Annotated in this window: 18 protein-coding genes; 11 read left to right on the forward strand and 7 right to left on the reverse strand. The window is 68.6% G+C overall.

The genetic code is table 11. The annotated features are described in order from the left end of the window. Positions 1 to 24 precede the first annotated feature (24 nt). The 3 genes from ASE96_RS12230 (at position 25) to purM (ending at position 3,280) form a co-directional block, all read left to right on the forward strand. Positions 25 to 369 carry a hypothetical protein gene (locus tag ASE96_RS12230; protein ID WP_056430580.1) on the forward strand — a complete coding sequence of 115 codons (345 nt, stop codon included), beginning with the start codon at positions 25 to 27 and terminating at the stop codon, positions 367 to 369. A gap of 77 nt (positions 370 to 446) precedes the next feature. After that, positions 447 to 2,111: an amidophosphoribosyltransferase gene (gene purF, locus ASE96_RS12235; RefSeq protein ID WP_056430583.1), complete on the forward strand. Its 1,665-nt coding sequence runs from the start codon at positions 447 to 449 to the stop codon at positions 2,109 to 2,111. Further along, positions 2,108 to 3,280 (forward strand): phosphoribosylformylglycinamidine cyclo-ligase, encoded by a 1,173-nt coding sequence (gene purM, locus ASE96_RS12240; protein ID WP_056430585.1) that lies wholly within the window; start codon positions 2,108 to 2,110, stop codon positions 3,278 to 3,280. The genes purF and purM overlap by 4 nt, the downstream gene beginning before the upstream one ends. Positions 3,281 to 3,350: 70 nt before the next feature. On the opposite strand, the gene ASE96_RS12245 is transcribed toward purM, so the two are convergent. Beyond that, entirely contained in the window at positions 3,351 to 4,133 is a 783-nt protein-coding gene (locus ASE96_RS12245; protein WP_056430588.1) for a VOC family protein, read from the reverse strand. 221 nt (positions 4,134 to 4,354) lie between these two features. Continuing rightward, positions 4,355 to 4,588 carry a DUF3073 domain-containing protein gene (locus ASE96_RS18860; RefSeq protein ID WP_082492711.1) on the reverse strand — a complete coding sequence of 78 codons (234 nt, stop codon included), beginning with the start codon at positions 4,586 to 4,588 and terminating at the stop codon, positions 4,355 to 4,357. Positions 4,589 to 4,879: 291 nt separating this feature from the next. On the opposite strand from ASE96_RS18860, the gene ASE96_RS12250 reads away from it, so the two are divergent. Continuing rightward, on the forward strand, positions 4,880 to 5,701 hold the full coding sequence (locus tag ASE96_RS12250) for a septum formation family protein (RefSeq protein WP_156367587.1): 822 nt from the start codon (positions 4,880 to 4,882) through the stop codon (positions 5,699 to 5,701). A 92-nt stretch (positions 5,702 to 5,793) separates the two neighbouring features. Here ASE96_RS12250 and clpB read toward each other — a convergent pair whose 3' ends face one another. Continuing rightward, positions 5,794 to 8,463, reverse strand: coding sequence for an ATP-dependent chaperone ClpB (gene clpB / locus ASE96_RS12255; RefSeq protein WP_056430593.1), 2,670 nt, complete (start codon positions 8,461 to 8,463; stop codon positions 5,794 to 5,796). A 236-nt stretch (positions 8,464 to 8,699) separates the two neighbouring features. Between clpB and ASE96_RS12260 the strand changes: the two genes are divergently transcribed. The 6 genes from ASE96_RS12260 (at position 8,700) to ASE96_RS12285 (ending at position 14,859) form a co-directional block, all read left to right on the forward strand. Then, a complete protein-coding gene (locus ASE96_RS12260; RefSeq protein WP_056430595.1) occupies positions 8,700 to 9,758 on the forward strand; it encodes a LacI family DNA-binding transcriptional regulator in 1,059 nt (352 codons plus the stop codon). Between the two features lie 133 nt (positions 9,759 to 9,891). Then, a complete protein-coding gene (locus tag ASE96_RS12265) occupies positions 9,892 to 11,211 on the forward strand; it encodes an MFS transporter (protein WP_235500238.1) in 1,320 nt (439 codons plus the stop codon). 41 nt (positions 11,212 to 11,252) lie between these two features. Further along, the gene (locus ASE96_RS12270) at positions 11,253 to 12,017 is read left to right on the forward strand and encodes an SDR family oxidoreductase (RefSeq protein WP_056430598.1); all 765 of its coding nucleotides are present in this window, start codon (positions 11,253 to 11,255) and stop codon (positions 12,015 to 12,017) included. Positions 12,018 to 12,061: 44 nt separating this feature from the next. Next, the gene (locus ASE96_RS12275; protein WP_056430601.1) at positions 12,062 to 12,994 is read left to right on the forward strand and encodes a 3-keto-5-aminohexanoate cleavage protein; all 933 of its coding nucleotides are present in this window, start codon (positions 12,062 to 12,064) and stop codon (positions 12,992 to 12,994) included. Positions 12,995 to 12,998: 4 nt separating this feature from the next. After that, entirely contained in the window at positions 12,999 to 14,003 is a 1,005-nt protein-coding gene (locus tag ASE96_RS12280; protein WP_056430603.1) for a glycerate kinase, read from the forward strand. Positions 14,004 to 14,367: 364 nt separating this feature from the next. After that, the gene (locus ASE96_RS12285; protein ID WP_056430605.1) at positions 14,368 to 14,859 is read left to right on the forward strand and encodes a carboxymuconolactone decarboxylase family protein; all 492 of its coding nucleotides are present in this window, start codon (positions 14,368 to 14,370) and stop codon (positions 14,857 to 14,859) included. A 91-nt stretch (positions 14,860 to 14,950) separates the two neighbouring features. On the opposite strand, the gene ASE96_RS12290 is transcribed toward ASE96_RS12285, so the two are convergent. The 4 genes from ASE96_RS12290 to ASE96_RS12305 are packed head-to-tail and all read right to left on the reverse strand — an operon-like array spanning position 14,951 to position 18,023. After that, complete coding sequence (locus ASE96_RS12290) at positions 14,951 to 16,000, reverse strand: sulfate/molybdate ABC transporter ATP-binding protein (protein WP_056430608.1); 1,050 nt, start codon at positions 15,998 to 16,000, stop codon at positions 14,951 to 14,953. Beyond that, entirely contained in the window at positions 15,997 to 16,824 is an 828-nt protein-coding gene (locus ASE96_RS12295) for an ABC transporter permease (RefSeq protein WP_442853895.1), read from the reverse strand. The genes ASE96_RS12290 and ASE96_RS12295 overlap by 4 nt, the downstream gene beginning before the upstream one ends. 27 nt (positions 16,825 to 16,851) lie before the next feature. Beyond that, positions 16,852 to 17,616, reverse strand: coding sequence for a molybdate ABC transporter substrate-binding protein (gene modA / locus ASE96_RS12300; protein WP_056430613.1), 765 nt, complete (start codon positions 17,614 to 17,616; stop codon positions 16,852 to 16,854). Then, complete coding sequence (locus ASE96_RS12305) at positions 17,613 to 18,023, reverse strand: TOBE domain-containing protein (protein ID WP_056430616.1); 411 nt, start codon at positions 18,021 to 18,023, stop codon at positions 17,613 to 17,615. Before ASE96_RS12305 ends, modA begins: the two co-directional genes overlap by 4 nt. Positions 18,024 to 18,195: 172 nt before the next feature. Between ASE96_RS12305 and ASE96_RS12310 the strand changes: the two genes are divergently transcribed. Continuing rightward, entirely contained in the window at positions 18,196 to 19,530 is a 1,335-nt protein-coding gene (locus ASE96_RS12310) for an FAD-binding oxidoreductase (RefSeq protein WP_056430619.1), read from the forward strand. The last annotated feature ends 91 nt before the right edge of the window (positions 19,531 to 19,621 follow it).

Genomic DNA, 19,621 nt, shown 5'->3' on the forward strand with positions numbered 1-19,621 from the left:
TCCAGTGGCAGTAGGCTTAACGGCATGTCTACCCCCGAAAACCCCGGCACCCCAGACGAGCAGCACGTCCCCGAACGGCGCGAAATCACCGTGCGCCGGGCGCCGAAGTACGTGCCATTCCTGGTCCTGGGCGGGCTTGTGGGCTTCGTCGTGGCCGCGTTCCTCGCCTACGGCCTCCCGGGCGACGAAAGTTACGACGCCAGCGCCGTCTTCGGCTTCTTTATGATCATGTGCGGCGCCGGAGGCGTCATATTGGGTGGCACTGTTGCGCTCATCCTGGACCGGCTGAGCGTCCGCCGGGCCAAGCGCGCCGTCGTCGAATCCGTCCCGGATTCCGTTCCCGACACCGAGGACCAGCAGGGGGCCTAAGGGCTGCAGGTCAAACGCTGCAGGTCATAAACCGGCCGCCGGGAAAGTCCTAGCGCACAACGTGAGATAATCGACCAGTGGCACGCGGCGATGGAAAACTTTCTCATGACCTTCTCTCTGGCGAAAAAGGCCCTCAGGACGCATGTGGCGTCTTCGGGGTCTGGGCTCCCGGCGAAGAGGTTGCAAAACTCACCTATTACGGGCTGTATGCACTGCAGCACCGCGGTCAGGAGTCCGCTGGTATAGCCACCAGCGACGGCAACCGGATCAACGTCTACAAGGACATGGGACTTGTGTCCCAGGTCTTCGACGAGACCACACTCAACACCCTGACCGGGCACCTGGCCGTCGGGCACTGCCGTTACTCCACCACAGGCGCGAGCCACTGGGCCAACGCGCAGCCCACCCTGGGCGCGACCGCGACCGGCACCGTGGCCCTGGCGCACAACGGCAACCTGACCAACACCGCCGAGCTCAAGGCCATGATCGTGGACCGCAACGGCGGCCAGCTCACCGGCGAAATGAAACAGGGCAACACCTCGGACACCGCCCTGGTCACCGCCCTGCTGGAGGGCGAAGAGGGCAAGTCGCTCGAACAGACCGCCATGGAACTGCTGCCCAAGATCAAGGGCGGCTTCTGCTTCGTCTTTATGGATGAGGGCACCCTCTACGCGGCCCGGGACACCTACGGCATCCGTCCGCTTTGCCTCGGCCGGCTGGAACGCGGCTGGGTGGTGGCCTCCGAGCAGTCCGCCCTCGCCACCGTCGGCGCCAGCTTCATCCGCGAAATCGAGCCCGGCGAGTTCATCGCGATCGACGAGGACGGCGTCCGCTCGCAGCGCTTCGCCGAGGCGACACCGGCCGGCTGCGTCTTCGAGTATGTTTACCTCGCCCGCCCGGACGCCTCCATCGCGGGCCGCTCGGTGTACGAATCCCGCGTGGAAATGGGACGCCAGCTGGCCCGGGAAAACACCCAGGAAGCGGACATCGTCATCCCGGTGCCGGAATCCGGCACCCCCGCCGCTGTGGGCTACGCCGAGGAATCCGGCATCCCCTTCGCGCACGGCTTCGTCAAGAACTCCTATGTGGGCCGCACGTTCATCCAGCCCTCGCAGACCCTGCGGCAGCTCGGCATCCGGCTCAAGCTCAACGCCCTCGAATCGGTGATCCGCGGCAAGCGTGTGGTGGTGGTGGACGACTCGATCGTCCGCGGCAACACCCAGCGCGCCATTGTGCGGATGCTCCGCGAGGCCGGCGCCGCAAGCGTCCACATCAAGATCTCCTCCCCGCCGGTCAAGTGGCCCTGCTTCTACGGCATCGACTTCGCCTCCCGCGCGGAACTCATCGCCAACGGCGCCACCATCGAAGAGATCACCCAGGCCATCGGCGCCGACTCGCTCGCCTACATTTCCGAAGACGGCATGATCGAAGCCACCCGCCAGCCGCGCGAACGCCTGTGCACCGCCTGCTTCACAGGCAAGTACCCCATTGAGCTCCCGGCCCCCGACAGGCTGGGCAAGAACCTGCTCGAACGCACCGATCTGGGCGGGCTCCCCGCCGCCGGCACCGCGGCCGTCTCCGCTGCGGGGGCCGCCGACGTCGATCCCGGCACCGCCGAGGATGAGGACCCGGCAGAGAAGCCCGGTGCCACCGGCTGCGATCCGGGCCCGGACGCCGAATTCGAAGAACTGCTCACCGATGCCGATCGCGTCACCCCAGCCGACAAGAAAGAGCCCGTATGACTTCCGCCTCCCCGGCCGCTGACATGAACGCCGCCCAGAACGCCGTTGGCATCACCTACGCCTCCGCCGGCGTCGACGTCGAAGCGGGCGACCGCGCCGTCGAACTCATGAAGGACGCCATCAAGGCGACGCACAACTCCTCGGTGATTGGCGGCGTCGGCGGCTTTGCCGGCCTGTACGACGTCTCGAAGCTGCTGACGTACAAGCGCCCGCTGCTGGCCACGTCCACCGACGGCGTCGGCACGAAGGTCGCCATCGCGCAGGCCATGGACATCCACGACACCATCGGCTTCGACCTCGTCGGCATGGTGGTCGATGACATCGTGGTGGTGGGCGCCGAGCCGCTGTACATGACCGACTACATCGCCTGCGGCAAGGTTGTCCCGGAGCGCATCGCGGACATCGTCCGCGGCATCGCGGCCGCCTGCTCCGTTGCCGGCACCGCCCTGGTGGGCGGCGAAACCGCCGAGCACCCGGGGCTGCTGGGCGAGCACGAGTACGACGTCGCCGGTGCCGCCACCGGTGTTGTCGAAGCCGCCGACCTGCTGGGCCCGGACCGCGTCCGCGCCGGCGACGTCGTGATTGGCATGGCCTCCTCCGGGCTGCACTCCAACGGCTACTCCCTGGTCCGCCGCGTCATCAACCACGCCGGCTGGGCCCTGGACCGCCATGTCTCCGAGTTCAGCCGCACGCTGGGTGAGGAACTGCTGGAACCGACCCGCGTCTACGCCGCCGACTGCCTGGACCTGGCCCGCACTTTCCCGGTGAACGGCTCCGCCGCCGGCCAGGCCGTGCACGGCTTCAGCCACGTGACCGGCGGCGGGCTCGCCGCCAATCTGGCCCGCGTCCTGCCGCAGGGCCTGCTGGCCACCGTGGACCGCGCCACCTGGCAGCTCCCGGCCATCTTCCGGCTCGTCGCCGAGCTGGGCAACGTCCCGCTGGCCGACCTGGAGCGCACGCTGAACCTTGGTGTGGGCATGGTGGCGATCGTTTCCCCCGAAGCCGCCGACGCCGCCGTGAACCGTCTCAACGAGCGCGGGCTGCCGGCCTGGGTCATGGGCACCGTCGAGGAAAACTCGGACTCCGTAGTCAAGACCGGCCCGGACTACGTGCAGGGCGCCAAGGGCGTCGACGGCGGCGCAGTCCGCCTGGTCAACGCCTACGCCTAACCCCCTCGTCACCGACATCGAGTGCTCCTCCCCACCGGAGTGGAGCACTCGATGTGTTTAAGCCGCGGCCTCAGACCTCCAGCACGCTGAACACGCCGCCCTGCGGATCCTCGAGGGTGGCGATGGTGCCGGCTTCCTCGGCCTCGTCCGGTGCGATCAGGACCGTGCCGCCGGCGGCCTCTGCCGCCGCGACGGCCTTTGCGACGCTTGACACCCCGAAGTACACCTGCCATCCCGGTTTGAGCGTACCCTCGGCGTCCGCCGGGACCGCGGCAATCCCGGCCACTTCGGTGCCGTTCACCATCAGCGTGGAGTACTTGCCGCCGTCGTCCTGCGGGTATTCGGTGACGTCGTGCCCGAACAACTGCTGGAAGAATCCGACGGCGGACTGCGGCTCGGGCGTCAGCAGCTCGGCCCAGGTCAGGGCGCCGGGCTCCCCGCCGCGCGCGGTGCCGAGGTGGGTTCCGGCCTGCCAGGCACCGGTGGTGCCCCCTCCGGGCGGGGCGAAGAAGACCATCACGCCCGTGCCGCCCACCGCCTCCGGACCAAACTCAAGGGTTCCGCCGGCGTGGACCAGGCCGGCAGCGAGCTCGGCGGCATCGGGGGATGCGAAGTACACGTTCCACTGCGGAGCCGCTGCGGCGGCCATCTGGTGCGGGTTCTGCGGCGCGATCACAGTGACCAGGTCTTCGCCCAGGAATGCCTGCGCGTAGCTGCGCCCGTCCGGGGTGGGAAGGTCCTCGAAGCGCCAGCCGAACACCGCCGCATAGAATTTCTTGGCCGCCGGGACGTCGCTGGTCTGGAGGTCCGTCCAGCAAATCTCGCCTTCGGTGAACCCCGTGCGCATGGTCATGGCAATCCTTCCGAACGGTTGGTGCGGGTCCGGCGGAGCCGCAGCTTCAACCTAGCCCGAGGGGCCGGCCCGGACAACCGCGCCCCCGCCCCCGGGAGTGGCTCGGGTATGGACCGGCAGCAGAAAACCCGCCGTCCACACCCTTGCGGGAGTGGACGGCGGGCCTGAAATCATGTGGTCGGCAATCCGCTAAAGAAGCTGATGCCGGGAAGAAGTGTCGACTAACCTATCCGACGGGAATCAACCTCGTCGTCGTCCTCTTCCACATCGTCCGCGTACTTATCCACATAAGCCGAATAATCCGGCTCAACCGGCTCACTCGAGAAACGACTCGGTGCACGACCCTCTGAGCTCTTGAGCTCACGCTGAAGCGCAGAGTAGTCAGTGTTCGGGGAATAGTACTTAATATCCCGAGCCTGCTTGGTAGCTTTTGCCTTTTGACGGCCGCGCCCCATGGCGTGACCCCCTTTTGTACTCGGACCGGAGGTGGTCACCATTGGCGATCGGTGAGGCCCCGGAATGTTTGGTCAATTTGTCGTACACCTAGATTACATGCTTTCTGCTGCAACTGCTCCCCGGGGCGGCCGCCGGGGGCAGTGTTGCGCGCTCCGGAACCCCGGGCGGCGCCCCTGCGGCATGCAGGCCGCCCGGCATCTTAGATAGAGTTCCGTAGTGGACTCGCGGAAACGGGTCCTTCCGCCGCGCGTCCAGCCGCGGCAAAGACGCTCGAAAGTGGTGAATTCTCAGTGACCGAAGAGAACGAGAGGCGCAGCGGCCCCCGCCTGCCTGGGGTTCCTCCTGCCGGCGGACCGGGCGAACGGTCCGCCCCCGCCGCACCACACACCCCATCTGCCATCCCCCCGAAGCCGTCGACGCCGCCGACCTCCGCGACGCCGATCGTGCCGGCGCCCCCGGCAACTCCCGTTGCGCCCCCGGCCGCTCCTGCTGCACCCCCGACGCCGGGACGCGCCGCGGCGGCGTCCAACGCCTTGGCCGGGGCGGGCAAGGCGGCCTCGGAAAAGGCCTCGCAGCTGGGAGGCTGGCTGCGCCGCCAGAGCCCCGTGCGGATGGGCACCGCCGCGGCCGCCGTCGTCGTCGTGGGTCTGCTGGTCTGGCTGGTTGCCTCGCTGGGCGGCGGCAGCAAGCAGCCTGTCGCGGATACGTCCCCGGCCGCGTCCGCCACGACGTCGGCCGCCCCCGTGAAGCGGGGACCGCTTCCGCTGAAGGGAGTCGGCCCGCTGGAATTCCAGCCCGGCGACTGTTTCAAGGATTTCGACCCGGAAGCTCCGGAGTCGACGGTCGTGGACTGCTCCACGGGGCACTCGGCCCAGCTGATCGCCGTCCACCACTTTGAGGATTCCGCCGGCTATCCCGGGCTGAACGCGTTGAAGGACAAGGGCCGCGAGACCTGCCGGAATGCGCAGCTGGCCGCCGCTGCCACCGGTTACGACCTGAAGCAGCGCAACGCGTACCCGAGCTCCACGAGCTGGGACAACGGCGACCGCCGCGTGGACTGCTACGTCACCGCCGATGCCGGCAATGTCATCAAGGAATCGCTGATCCCCTAAGGGTTCACGAACCCTCGCGGCACTCGTCCTGAAGAAAAGAACTGCCAGCCGGAGCACGCTCCGGCTGGCAGTTCTCTTTTGATGCTTCGGGCCTACCCCTTGCGGCGGACGGACAGCCCTCTGCCGGTGGAGGCGCCGCCGTCGGGCCGGTCCGACGCCTCGGCGCCGCCCATGGTCAGCTCCGTGAGATCCGGTGCGGTATCCACGAGCACCGTGTCGCCGTCGGCGATGGTCCCGGCCAGGATGGCCTTCGCCAGCCGGTCGCCGATTTCCCGCTGCACCAGGCGGCGCAGCGGCCGGGCGCCGTAGGCCGGGTCGAAGCCGGTCACCGCGAGCCAGGCACGGGCCCCCTCGGTCACTTCCAGGTTGAGGCGGCGGCCCTTGAGGCGTTCGCCCAGTTCCTTGACCTGCAGCTCCACGATCCGGGACAGCTCCTCGATGTTCAGCGGGTCGAAGAGCACCACTTCATCGAGCCGGTTCAGGAACTCGGGCTTGAAGGAGGCGTGCACAGTGGCCATAACAGCCTCGCGCTTGGCATTCGCGTCCAGGGTCGGGTCCACCAGGAACTGGCTGCCCAGGTTGGAGGTCAGCACCAGGATCACGTTGCGGAAGTCCACGGTGCGGCCCTGGCCGTCGGTGAGGCGGCCGTCGTCGAGCACCTGCAGGAGGATGTCGAACACCTCGGGATGGGCCTTCTCCACCTCGTCCAGCAGCAGCACGGAGTAGGGGCGGCGGCGGACGGCTTCGGTGAGCTGGCCGCCCTCCTCGTAGCCCACGTAGCCGGGAGGGGCGCCGACGAGGCGGGCCACGGAGTGCTTCTCCGAGTATTCGGACATGTCGATCCGCACCATGGCGCGTTCGTCGTCGAACAGGAAGTCGGCCAGGGCCTTCGCCAGTTCTGTCTTGCCGACACCGGTGGGGCCCAGGAACAGGAAGGAACCGGTGGGCCGGTTGGGGTCGCTGATTCCGGCGCGGGCGCGGCGGACGGCGTCCGAGACCGCGGTGACGGCCTTGGACTGGCCGATCAGCCGCTCGCCTAGCACGTGCTCCATCTCCAGCAGCTTCTGGCTCTCGCCCTGCAGCATGCGGCCGGCGGGGATCCCGGTCCAGGCCGAAATCACCTCGGCGATGTCGTCGGCGGTGACCTCGTCGGCCACCATTAGGTCCTGCTTGGCGCCGCCGCCGGCCACCCGCGCCGACTCCGCTTCAGCGGCTTCGCTGAGTTCCCGCTCCAGGGCGGGCAGTTCGCCGTACAGGATCCGCGAGGCCGCCTCGAGGTCGCCTTCGCGCTGGAACTTCTCGGCGGCGGAGCGCAGTTCGTCGATCCGGGCCTTGAGGTCTCCCACACGGTTCAGGCCCGCCTTCTCGGACTCCCAGCGGGCGTTGAGCGCGGCCAATTCTTCCTTTTTGTCCGCCATGTCCGCCCGGATCGCGGCCAGCCGCTCCACCGACGCCGGATCGGTCTCGTTGGCCAGGGCCAGTTCCTCCATGGTCAGGCGGTCCACCGAGCGGCGCAGCTGGTCGATCTCCTCCGGGGCGGAGTCGATCTCCATGCGCAGCCGGGAGGCGGCCTCATCCACGAGGTCGATCGCCTTGTCCGGCAGCTGCCGGCCGGAGATGTAGCGGTTGGAGAGCGCGGCGGCGGCGACGAGGGCGGAGTCGGCGATGGCGACCTTGTGGTGCGCCTCGTAGCGCTCCTTGAGCCCGCGCAGGATGCCGATGGTGTCCTCCACGCTGGGCTCGCCGACGAAGACCTGCTGGAAGCGGCGTTCCAGGGCGGGGTCCTTCTCGATGTTTTCGCGGTACTCGTCCAGCGTGGTGGCGCCGATGAGGCGCAGCTCGCCGCGGGCCAGCATGGGCTTGAGCATGTTGCCGGCGTCCATGGAGCTGTCCCCGGTGGCGCCGGCCCCCACCACGGTGTGAATCTCGTCGATGAACGTGACGATCTGGCCTTCGGAGCCTTTGATTTCCTCCAGCACGGCCTTGAGCCGCTCCTCGAATTCGCCGCGGTACTTGGCGCCGGCCACCATGGACGCGAGGTCCAGCGCGATCAGGGTCTTGCCGCGCAGGCTCTCGGGGACGTCGCCGGCCACGATCCGCTGGGCAAGGCCTTCGACGACGGCGGTCTTGCCGACGCCGGGTTCGCCGATGATGACGGGGTTGTTCTTGGTCCGCCGGCTCAGCACCTGGATGATGCGGCGGATCTCGGCGTCGCGGCCGATCACCGGGTCCAGCTTTCCCGAGCGGGCAATCGCGGTGAGGTCGGTGCCGTACTTCTCCAGCGCCTGGAAGGAGTTTTCGGGGTCCGCGTTGTCCACCTTGCGGTCGCCGCGGACGCCCGGCAGGGCGGCGAGCAGGGCTTCGTGGGAGGCGCCGGCGTCGCGCATCAGCTTGCCGACGGCGTCGCTTCCGGAGGCCAGCCCCAGCAGCAGGTGCTCGGTGGAGACGAAGCTGTCGCCGAGCCGCTCGGCCTCATTTTGGGCGTTCTTGATGGCCTGCAGGGCAGTACGGGACAGCTGCGGCTGCTGCACACTGCTCCCGGAGGTGGCGGGAAGGGCCTTGATGGCGGTGCTCGCCTGGACGCTGACGGAATCCGGGTCCGCCCCCGTGGCGCGGAGGAGCGCGACGGCGACACCCTCGCGCTGGTCCATCAGCGCCTTGAGCAGGTGGGCGGGTTCGAGCTGGGGGTTCCCGGCCGTCGAGGCGTTCATCGCGGCGGCCGCGAGAGCCTCCTGGCTCTTGGTGGTGAACTTGGCGTCCAAAGAGAGCTCCTTTCGGGAACATGCTGGTCTTAAAGTTGAGTGTACTCCGCTCAACTTTGTATCGGGACCGTTTGGGTCCATGTTTGCCCACGGCGAAATGACTGTCTAGGGCCGGAGTCCCCACGGCGTCGCGTTCCGACTCGGCCCGGAAATCACTTAACGTTGCTTAACGCGAACTCGCCTACCTAATGTAACTGAGGTCACAGGGGCCAACAACGACGCGAAGGAGGGCCGGGATGCGCAGGAACACCACGAGTGCTGCCGCAGAACGCCCTGCCCCGCAGGTATCGGCCGCCGCCGTGGCCCGGGCAGCGGGAGTCTCCCCCGCCTCGGTGTCCTACGTTCTCAACGGCAAGGGCGGCGTGTCGCCGGAAACCCGCCGCCACATCATCCACGTGGCCAACGAACTGGGCTTCAGGCCCCGTAAGTCCTCTCAGTCCACCGATGCGCAGCGGACCCGGGTGATCGGCCTGATCCTGCCGAACATCATCAACCCCATGTTTCCCAGGTGGGCCCAGGCAGTCATTTCCGCCGCGGCCGAGTCCGGCTACGAAGTCTTCGTCGCCACCACCCAGGACGATCCGGACGTGCTCGCCCAGGTCACGTCCACCCTCGCGCACCGCAACGTGGACGGCATCATCCTGGCAGCGTCACTCCGGGACGACGCCACCGCGCTCCGCACCCTGCGGGCAGCCCGGATTCCCTACGTCTGCCTCTCGCGCCGGGCCGACTTCCTCGATTCCGACTTTGTCGGGATCGACGACGACGCCGCCGCGACGACGCTGATGCAGCACATGCTCAGCCACGGCTTCACGGAGATCGCCACAGTGATCGGGCCGCGGTTTTCCACTGCGTCACTGGCCCGGGAACAGGCCTTCGTCCGCACCGCCGCGGCTGCGGGGATCACTATCAGCGGTGACCGCAAGATCAGCACCCGGGTAAACAACGAAGGCGGCCGGCTGGCGGCCGAGCGCCTGTTTTCCGCGGCGACACCGCCGCAGGCCGTGGTCTGCGGGAGCGACGAACTGGCCATCGGCGTTATGGAATACGCCCTGGCGAAAGGGCTGCGGATTCCCGACGACGTCGCCGTCGCCGGCTGTGACGGTCTCCCCCACAGCCGGTCCGGGCTCATCAACCTGACCAGCATCGTCCAGCCGCAACAGGAAATGGCCCACGAGGCCTTCGCCATGCTGCTCAAACGCATCGAAGCCCCCTCCGGGACCTACAGCTCCAAGGTATGCACGCACCGCCTTCATATCGGGCGGACCTGCGGCTGCATCCCATCCCCCGGCTGACCTCCGCCACCCGCTGACCCCCGCCAACGCACATCCCCGGCCAGGCACCCTGGCTCCTGCCCTGCTGCCCGGCCTCCGGGCTGCCCCGAACCCCCATCCACCAGACCTGACCACCAATACAAGGACGAAGACCATGTCAGTTGTATCCGCACCAACGAAGATGCGCACACCGAAAGAAATCAACGGTGTGATCCTCCGCAGAGTCATGCCGATCCTTATCGGCGCCTACATCATGGCGTTCCTGGACCGCACCAACATCGGCATGGCCAAGGACCGGCTGGAGATCGACCTCGGCATCTCCGCCACCGCCTACGGCATTGGCGCCGGGCTGTTCTTCCTGACCTATGCCCTCTCCGAAATCCCGTCCAACCTGATCATGCACAAGGTGGGCGCGCGTTTCTGGATCATGCGGATCATGATCACATGGGGCATCATCTCCGCCTGCATGGCCTTCGTGCAGGGCGAATGGTCCTTCTACATCATGCGGATGCTGCTCGGCGTCGCCGAGGCGGGGCTCTTCCCCGGCGTGATGTATTTCCTGACCCAGTGGTTCGTGGTGAAGGACCGGGCGAAAGCCAACGGCATGTTCCTGCTGGGCGTTTCCATCGCCAACATCGTCGGCGCACCGCTCGGCGGCCTGCTGCTCACCATGGACGGTTTCGGTGGCCTGCACGGCTGGCAGTGGATGTTCATCATCGAAGGCCTGCCCGCTTGCCTCCTGGCCTACGTCGTCTGGAAGAAGCTCCCGGACCGGCCCACCCAGGCATCATTCCTTACCCCTGAAGAAGCCACAGACCTCGAAGCCCGCATCGCCGCTGAGGAAAAGGCCGGCGCCGAAGCGTCCGGCAACCACCGCCTCCGCGACATCCTGAAGGACAAGCAGATCCTCCTGGTGGTCGGCATCTACTTCACGCACCAGATCGCCGTCTACGCCCTGTCCTACTTCCTGCCCTCCATCATCGGCACCTACGGCAAGCTCAACCCGCTGCAGATCGGCCTGCTGACGGCCATCCCGTGGATCTTCTCCGCCGCCGGCGCCCTGCTGATTCCCCGGTTCGCCACCGACGGCCGGCGCTCCCGCCTCCTCGTCACGGGAACGATGATCGGCATCGTCTCCGGCTTCGCCCTCGGCGCCGTCGGCGGTCCCGTGCTCGGCATGATCGGCTTCTGCCTCGCCGCGTTCAACTTCTTCGCCCTGCAGCCGATCCTCTTCACCTACCCGGCCACCCGGCTCACCGGCGCCACCCTCGCCGGCGGCATCGCCTTCGTCAACACCATCGGCCTCTGCGGCGGTTTCCTCGGCCCGTACGTCATGGGCATGATGCAGGACACCACCGGCTCCAAGCTCTCCGGTCTCTGGTTCATCGTGGGCATGTGCATCATCGGCGCCCTGCTCTCGCTCATGCTCAAGCGCGGCACGGAAAAGCCGCAGCTCGCCCCCGTAGCCCACTAGGCCTGCCCTCCCCACCGCTTCACCAACGCAAGGAAAAGTTCATGGATTTCAGCTCAAAGAGGGTGCTGGTCACCGCCGGGGCCAACGGCATCGGCCTGGCCATCGCCACCAAGTTCCAGGCGCTCGGCGCCGCCGTCTTCGTCACGGACATTGACCCTGACGCCGTCGAGAAGGCCCGCGTCAACGGCCTCGCCGCCGCCGTCAGCGACGTCTCCGACGAGGATCAGGTCCGCGAACTGATGGCCCTGGTCCAGGCGGAACTGGGCGGCCTGGACGTCCTCGTCAACAACGCCGGCATCGCGGGACCCACCGGGCCCGTCGAATCGCTGGACACGGCCGCGTGGAAAGCCACGTTCGACGTCAACATCCACGGCCAGTTCTTCTGCATCAAGCACGCCCTGCCGATGCTGCGGCAGGGCCGGGAAGCCTCGATCGTGAACCTCTCCTCCGCCGCCGGGCGGCTGGGCATGGCCGGCCGCAGCGCCTATTCGGCGTCGAAGTGGGCCGTCATCGGGCTGACCAAGACCCTCGCGATCGAGCTCGGTCCCGACCGGATCCGGGTCAACGCCATTTGCCCCGGCGCGGTCAACGGCCCCCGGATCGACGCCGTCATCGCGGCCAAGGCACAAATGCTGGACCTGCCGGCGGACAAGGTCTCGGAGCTCTACCACAACCAGTCCTCGCTGGGGCGGCTGATCGAGGCCGAGGACATCGCGAACATGGCCGCCTTCGCCGCGAGCGACATGGCCCGCAACGTCAACGGCCAGGCCCTGGCCGTCGACGGCAACACCGAGAAACTCTACTGATCCAGCCCGCCCGGACGATTCGACCCACCCTAGGAGACCTTCCCATGGCTGCTTCCCGCAAAGTCATCATCACCAGCGCCGTTACCGGCGCCATCCACACCCCGTCCATGTCCCAGTACCTTCCGGTCTCCCCCGATGAGATCGCCGACGCCGCCATCGGCGCCGCCGAGGCGGGCGCCGCCATCGTGCACATGCACGCCCGCGACCCCCGGGACGGCCGCCCCTCCCAGGACCCGGAACACTTCGCCCCGATCCTGGACAAGCTCAAGCGCAACACCGACGCCGTCATCAACATCACCACCGGCGGCTCGCCGCACATGACCGTGGAAGAGCGCATGCAGCCCGCGGCCCTGTTCAAGCCCGAGCTCGCATCCCTGAACATGGGTTCGATGAACTTCGGCCTCTACCCGATGCTGGACCGCTTCACCGAGTTCGGCCACGCCTGGGAGCGGGAAGGACTCGAAAAGAGCCGCGACCTGGTCTTTAAGAACACCTTCCAGGACATCGAGACCATCTTAGGCATCGGCAACGAGAACGGCACCCGCTTCGAATTCGAGTGCTACGACATCTCGCACCTGAACAACCTCGCGCACTTCCACGCCCGCGGTCTGGCCCAGGGGCCCTTGTTCGTCCAGTCGGTCTTCGGCCTGCTCGGTGGGATCGGCGCGCACCCGGAGGACCTCATGCACATGCGCCGGACAGCGGACCGGCTCCTCGGCGACGACTACGAATGGTCCATCCTGGGCGCCGGGAAGAACCAGATGCCCCTGGCCACCATCGGCGCGGCCATGGGCTCCCATGTCCGGGTGGGACTGGAGGACTCGCTCTGGATCGGCCCCGGCCAGCTGGCCACGTCCAACGCCCAGCAGGTCACCCGGATCCGCACCATCCTCGAGGCCCTCAACTTCGAGGTCGCCACCCCGGATGAGGCCCGCGACATGCTGCAGCTCAAAGGCCGCGACAAGGTCGGCTTCTGAGCGCATGAGCATCCTCGTTGCCCCGGACAGCTTCAAGGGGACCTTCACCGCCGTCGAGGTGTCCCGGCACATTGCGGCCGGGATCCGCTCGGCCGGCGGCGCGGCCGTCGAACTGCCGGTGGCCGACGGCGGCGAAGGCACCTTCGACGTGCTGGCCCGCGGCCTCGGCGCGCGGCGCGTCAGCGTCAGCACCATCGGACCGTGGGGCGACGATCTGACTGCGGAGATCGGGCTGACGGCGGACGGGACCGCCGTCGTCGAGCTTGCCGCGGCGGGCGGTCTCAATCTTCCCTCCAGCCGGGAGCGGGATCCGGTGACGGCCAGCACCTTCGGCACCGGAGTGCTCATCGCCGAGGCCGCGCGGCTGGGCGCCCGCCGGATCCTGGTGGCCTGCGGCGGGTCCGCCACGACCGACGGCGGCGCCGGCGCCATCGCCGCGATCGAGGAACGCGGCGGACTCCGCGGCGCGGAGGTGGTGGTCCTCAGCGACGTGACCACCCGGTTCGGCGACGCCGCCCGGGTGTTCGGGCCGCAGAAGGGCGCCGGGCCGGCCGCCGTCGAAATGCTGACCGGCCGTCTTGAGCAGCAGGCCCTGACGTTTCTCCGCGAACACGGCCGCGACCCGCGCACCGTGGACCGGACCGGGGCAGCCGGGGGATTTTCCGGCGGCCTGTGGGCCAGATACGGGGCCACGCTGGTCTCCGGCGCCGACTATGTGCTGGACCTGCTCGACTTTGACCGCCACCTCCCCGGCTGCAGTGCCGTGGTGGTCGGAGAGGGCCGGCTGGATTCCCAGACCGGCCAGGGCAAGATCATCGCCGCGGTGCTGGCCCGGAGCGGCACAACACCGGTGTACGCCGTCGTCGGCTCCGTCCACGAGGACTTGGGCGGCTACGCCAAGAACTTCGCCCGTGTGATTGTGGCGAGCGACGCGGCCGCGATGACACGTGCGGGTGCGGCGGTCGCCACGGCGTGCCCGGCGAACACGAGGGGACATGCCCTCCGCTAGCTCCAAGCACTGGACATAGCCCCCATATGCCCACTCTCCGGGCCAAAGACTGGACATGTCCCCCGGGATCGAGCCGCAAGACTGGGCATGTCCCCTAGTGCGTCCAGGGCGGGCTGCACCCGGGACTGGACATGTCCCGCAGGCGGCGCCTCGGCCCAAACCCCGTTAAACCATTTCGGCGGTCGGCTCCCCCAAGGAGCCGACCGCCGATTAATGGGGCTGGTCCGATGTCGGCGGACCAGCTCCAGTGGAACGGCCGGGGGAACCGCTCCTGCAGGGGATTTCGCTGTTCATGCATCTTGTCACACATGTGACAGATTTGTCACGCGGTATTTTTGCTGTTTCCCGTGGGTAGGCTTTTGACATGGATGAGACAGCAGCAGCGCAGCACCACACCACCCGGTCCGTCTTCCTGGACAAGGCCCACCCCGCCGCCTGGCGGGCCCTCAACGGGCTCGGCCTGAAAGCCAAGGAAGCCGCCGATGAGGCCGGCCTGGACCAGACCCTGATCGAGCTGCTGAATGTCCGCATCTCACAGATCAACGGCTGCGCTTACTGCCTGGACCTGCACGTGGGCGACGCCGTGAAAAACGGCGAAACCGCGCAGCGCCTCGCGGTCCTGCCGGCCTGGCGGGATACGGACCTGTTCACCGAGAAGGAACGCGCCGCCCTGACCCTGGCCGAAGCCATCACCAACATTTCCGACGCCCGGGCCCGCGAGCATGAAGGCGCCGCCGCGAGGAAACACCTCACGGACGGGGAGTTCTCCGCCGTCAGCTGGCTGGTGATCGCCATGAACGCCTTCAACCGGGTGTCGATCGTCAGCCAGCACCCCGTCCGCAAGGACCGCGGGTAAGCCGGCGCCGGCTGCCCCAGCAGGACGCCGCACCCGCCCGCCCCTGCCGCCCGCCGGGCCCAACGCCCGCCCACCCGCACCCCGGCCGCCGTCACGACGGGTAAATCGACACCGCCGCCGCCTTGACCACGAAATAGACGTCGAGGCCGGGAGCGAGGCCGAGGTCCGCGGAGGCAGCCGGGGTGACGTCCGCGGACAGCTCCCCGGCGCGGACCCGGATCTGGTCCCCGTGCGGCTCCAGGTCAGTGACCGTGACACGGAACGAGTTCCGCGGGCTGCCATGCGCCTCGCCCAGGAACACCGAGACGGCCGACGGCGGGAACGCCGCCACGCCGGCTTGCCCGGCGACGAGCGGCGCGTCGTGCTGGCCCGCGAATTCGAGGCCCCCGGCAGTCCTGATACCCGCTGACGTCACAGTGCCCGAGACCAGGTTCAGTCCGGCCAGCCCGGCGGCGAAGCGGCTGCGCGGCCGCCGGAGCACCTCACGGGTGGGCCCGTCCTCGGTGATCCTGCCCTCCTCCATAACAATCACCCGGTCCGCCAGCATGTAGGCGTCCAGGACGTCGTGGGTGACGATGATGGCGCGCCGCCCGGCCAGTACCCGTTTGAGCAGCCTTCGCAGCAGCGGGGCCGCGTGGATGTCCAGGGCGGACAGGGGCTCGTCCAGCAGCAGCACCTCCGGATCCACGGCCAGGGCACGGGCCGCCGCCACTCGCTGTGCCTGCCCGCCGGACAACTCCCCCGGCCGGCGGTCCGCGAGATCCGCGGCGTCCACCTCAGCCAGCCAGTGCCGGGCAGACTCCCGGGCCTCCCGCTTGGGCATCCCGGCACTCCGGGGCCCGAAGGCGACGTTTTCGAGGGCGCTCAGGTGCGGAAACAGCAGGGGATCCTGGGCCAGCAGGGCGGTTCCGCGGCGGTGCGGCGCGGTCCACGTGTGCACGCCGGGACCGAGCTCGAACAGGACCCGCCCGTTCACCTCGGCCCGGCCGGTGTCCGGGCGCAGCAGCCCGGAGATCACCGAGAGCAGGGTGGATTTTCCCGCCCCGTTCGGGCCGAGCACGGCCACCGTCTCGCCCGGCGCCAGGCTCAGTGACACGTCGAAGCGGCGGGCGGCGAGGGCGGCGTCGAGCGTAAACGTCATGCCGGCACCCGCCCGGGGGTGCCGGTACGCGCTGATCTGCCGCCGGACCCGGCCGGCGCCGGTCCACGGTAGGAGAGCCCGACGACGACGACCGCCACCACAACGAGGAGCAGGGACAGCGCGACGGCGGCGTCGGCGTCGGTCTCCCGCTGCAGGTAGATTTCCAGCGGCAGCGTGCGGGTGACCCCCGGCAGGCTCCCGGCGAAGGTGAGCGTGGCGCCGAATTCGCCCAGGCTCCTGGCGAAGGAGAGCACCGCCCCGGACGCGAGCCCGGGCAGGACCAGCGGCAGGGTGACCCGGCGCAGCACGGTGGTGGGGCGCGCCCCGAGTGTGGCGGCCACGGACTCGTACCGGCTGCCGGCCGAGCGGAGGGCGCCTTCGAGGCTGACCACAAGGAACGGAAGCGCCACGAACGTCTGGGCGAGGATCACCGCCGTCGTCGTGAACGCGATCTGGAGGCCGGCGATGCCGAGGCTCTGCCCCAGGAGGCCCTGGCGGCCGAAGGCGTAGAGCAGCGCGATGCCGCCCACCACAGGGGGCAGCACCAGCGGCAGCAGGACGAAGGACCGCAGCAGCCGCTGGCCGGGGAAGTCGCCGCGGGCCAGCACCAGCGCCAGCGGCACCCCAAACAGCACGCACAGCACCGTGCTCGCGGCGGCCGTGCGGAGGCTGAGTCCCAGTGCGGTGAGCGAGGATTCGGAGGTGATGAGCGGGATGAACTGCGGCCAGTTGACCCGGCCCAGCATGGCCGCGAGCGGCAGCAGCACAAACAGCGCCCCGACGGCGGCAATGGCCGCGACCCAGCGCGGGATCCCGGTGTACATGGTGTCTCTCCGGCGTTTCATCCGGGCCTAAGGCGTTCCGAAGCCGGCGCCGCGGAGGATCCGCTGGCCGTCGGTGCCCGTGACTGCCTCGATGAAGGCGTCCGCGAGGTCCTGGTTCTTGCCGGTCCGCACCGCAGCGATCGGGTAGGTGTTGACTGCTTGCGCGGACTCGGGGAAGGGGATCGCCTGCACTTTGTCCCCGGCGGCTTTCACGTCCGTGACGTAGACCAGCCCGGCGTCGGCCTCGCCCGAGACGACCTTGCCCAGGACATCGGTGACGGACGATTCCTCACTCACCGGTGTCAGCGTGGTGCCGGTTTCCTGTTCGACCCTCTTCGTGGCCGCGCCGCACGGGACCTGCGCCGCGCAAATCACGGTCCTGACCCCCGGTTTGGCGAGATCCGCGAAGGAGGCGATGGACGCGGGGTTCTCCGGGGGCACCGCGATGGTCAGCACGTTGGTGGCGAAGTCCCGGGGTGATCCTTCCACCAGGCCTGCGCCACCGAGCTTGGCCATGTTTTTCGTGTCGGCGGAGGCGAAGACATCCGCCGGTGCGCCTTGGCTGATCTGGGTGGCGAGGTCGGAGGACCCGGCGAAGCTGAGGGTCACGGTGGTCCCCGGGTGCGCGGCCTCAAACTCCTCGGCGAGCGCAGTGAAGGGGGTCTGGAGGGATGCCGCGGCGAAGACTGTGAGGGTTTTGCCGGCGTCTCCGGCCGGTGCGGCGCAGCCCGTGAGGACGGCGGCAACGGTTCCTGCCCCCAGCACCGCGGAGGCCCTGATGCCGGGCCTCATATAACGCCCTTGCCCTTGGGCGTTTCGATGATCACCGTGGTGGCCTTGACGACGGCGGTCGCCACCGAGCCAAGCTCCAGGCCCAGCTCCCGCACGGCCTCACTGCTCATCAGCGACACCACCCGGAACGGCCCGCACTGCAGTTCCACCTGGGCCATCACGGTATCGGCCGTGATGGCGGTGACGAGGCCAACGAAGCGGTTGCGGGCCGAACTGCCCGCCTTGGCCGGGTCGTCGGGAAGCTGGGCCTGCTCCCGGGCGAGCCGGGCGAGTTCCAACCCGTCCACGGCGAGCCGGCCGGCGTCGTCCTTGAGCGGGGTCAGGCTTCCGTTCTCGGTCCAGCGCCGGATGGTGTCGTCACTGACGCCCAGGAACCGGGCCGCCTCGGAAACGCGAATATTGGGCATAATGCCACCCTAACCCGCATTCGCGGAACTTTGATGGGATTCTGCCCGCGATTCCGAATCGGCGCGCAGGCCCCCTCCGGCCGCCACGCAGGTTTCTCCCCTAGCCCCGGCGCCGCCACCGGACTTAAAATTTCTGCGAGGGGTGGAGCCGCGGTCGCCGAGGAGCACCGCCGTGAAGTGGATTACACCTGTTGACCCGGGCTACAACGAGTCCCGGACGCTGTTCAACGCCATGATCGACCGCCACCCGGCGGTGATCGCCCCCTGCAGCGACGCGGACGACGTCGCCGAGGCCCTCAAATACGCAGGGGAACACCACCTTGACGTCGCGGTCCGCGCCGGCGGCCACTCGGTGGCGGGCATGTCACTGAACGACGGCGGCCTGGTGATCGACGTGCGGCCGATGAAGTCCGTCCGTGTGGACCCGGACGCCCGCACGGTCACCGCCGGCGCCGGACTGACATGCGGGGAATTCGACCGGGCCACCCAGCAGCACGGCCTCGCCCTCACCGGCGGCCGGGTGTCCACCACGGGCCTGGCCGGGTTCACCCTCGGCGGCGGCTCCGGCTGGCTGGAGCGTGCCTTCGGTTTCGCCTGCGACAGCCTCCTCTCCGTGGACCTGGTGACCGCTTCCGGGGAACGGGTGACGGCCAGCGCCACGGAGAACCCGGAGCTGTTCTGGGCCCTGCACGGCGGCGGCGGGAATTTCGGCGTCGCCACCTCCTTTACCTTCGGGCTGCACCGGCTGGGGCCCCGGGTCCACGCGGGCCTCATGCTGTGGCCCGGCGACGCGGCGGATGAAGTCAGCCGGGGCTTCCGGGAGCTGGCGCTCGCGGCGCCGAACGAGGAAACCGGCGCCATCATCTACCTGACCGTCCCGGACGAGCCCGGCATGCCGCCGGAGATGGTCGGCAAGATGGCGGTCGCCGTCGTCTACCTCTACGCCGGGGACGCCGCGGAGGGGGCTGAACACACGAAGCCCTACCGCGCGCTGAAGCCTGCCGCGGACTTCCTGGAGGACATCGACTACGCCGACTTCCAGTGTTCCCTGGACGATCCGCCGGGCAAGTACAACTACTGGAGCGCGGACTACCACGACGACCTGTCCGACGACGCCCTCGACGTCATCGTTGATTCCGCCCGGAACCTTCCCGGGCCGAGTTCGCAGCAGCTGATTGCCCGCTGGGGCGGGGCGGTGGGCGGCCCGGCCGCGACGGCGACCCCGCTGATGAACAGAAACGCCAGCTGGGTGACCCATCCCTTCGGCCTGGGCGAAACACCGCAGGGCGGGCAGGAAGCGAAGGTCTGGGTCAAAAGGTTCCGCCAGGACATCGCGCCGTATGCGACCGGCGGCGTGTGGCTGAACTTCATCGGCGACGAGGGCCAGGAACGGGTCCGGGCGGCCTTCGGCGAGGAGAATTACAGCCGGCTGGCCCGGGTCAAACAGGAGTTCGATCCGGAGAACACCTTCCACGGAAACCAGAACATCCGGCCAGCCGCGTCCTGAGGCCCCGGACAGCGTGTGCGGGCAAGTCCCGCGGGTCTGCGGCTCCGGCTGTGAGACGGTTGGTAAGTAACATGACCAACCGACAGTGGGA

The organism is Arthrobacter sp. Leaf69, assembly GCF_001422645.1.
Taxonomy (GTDB): domain Bacteria; phylum Actinomycetota; class Actinomycetes; order Actinomycetales; family Micrococcaceae; genus Arthrobacter.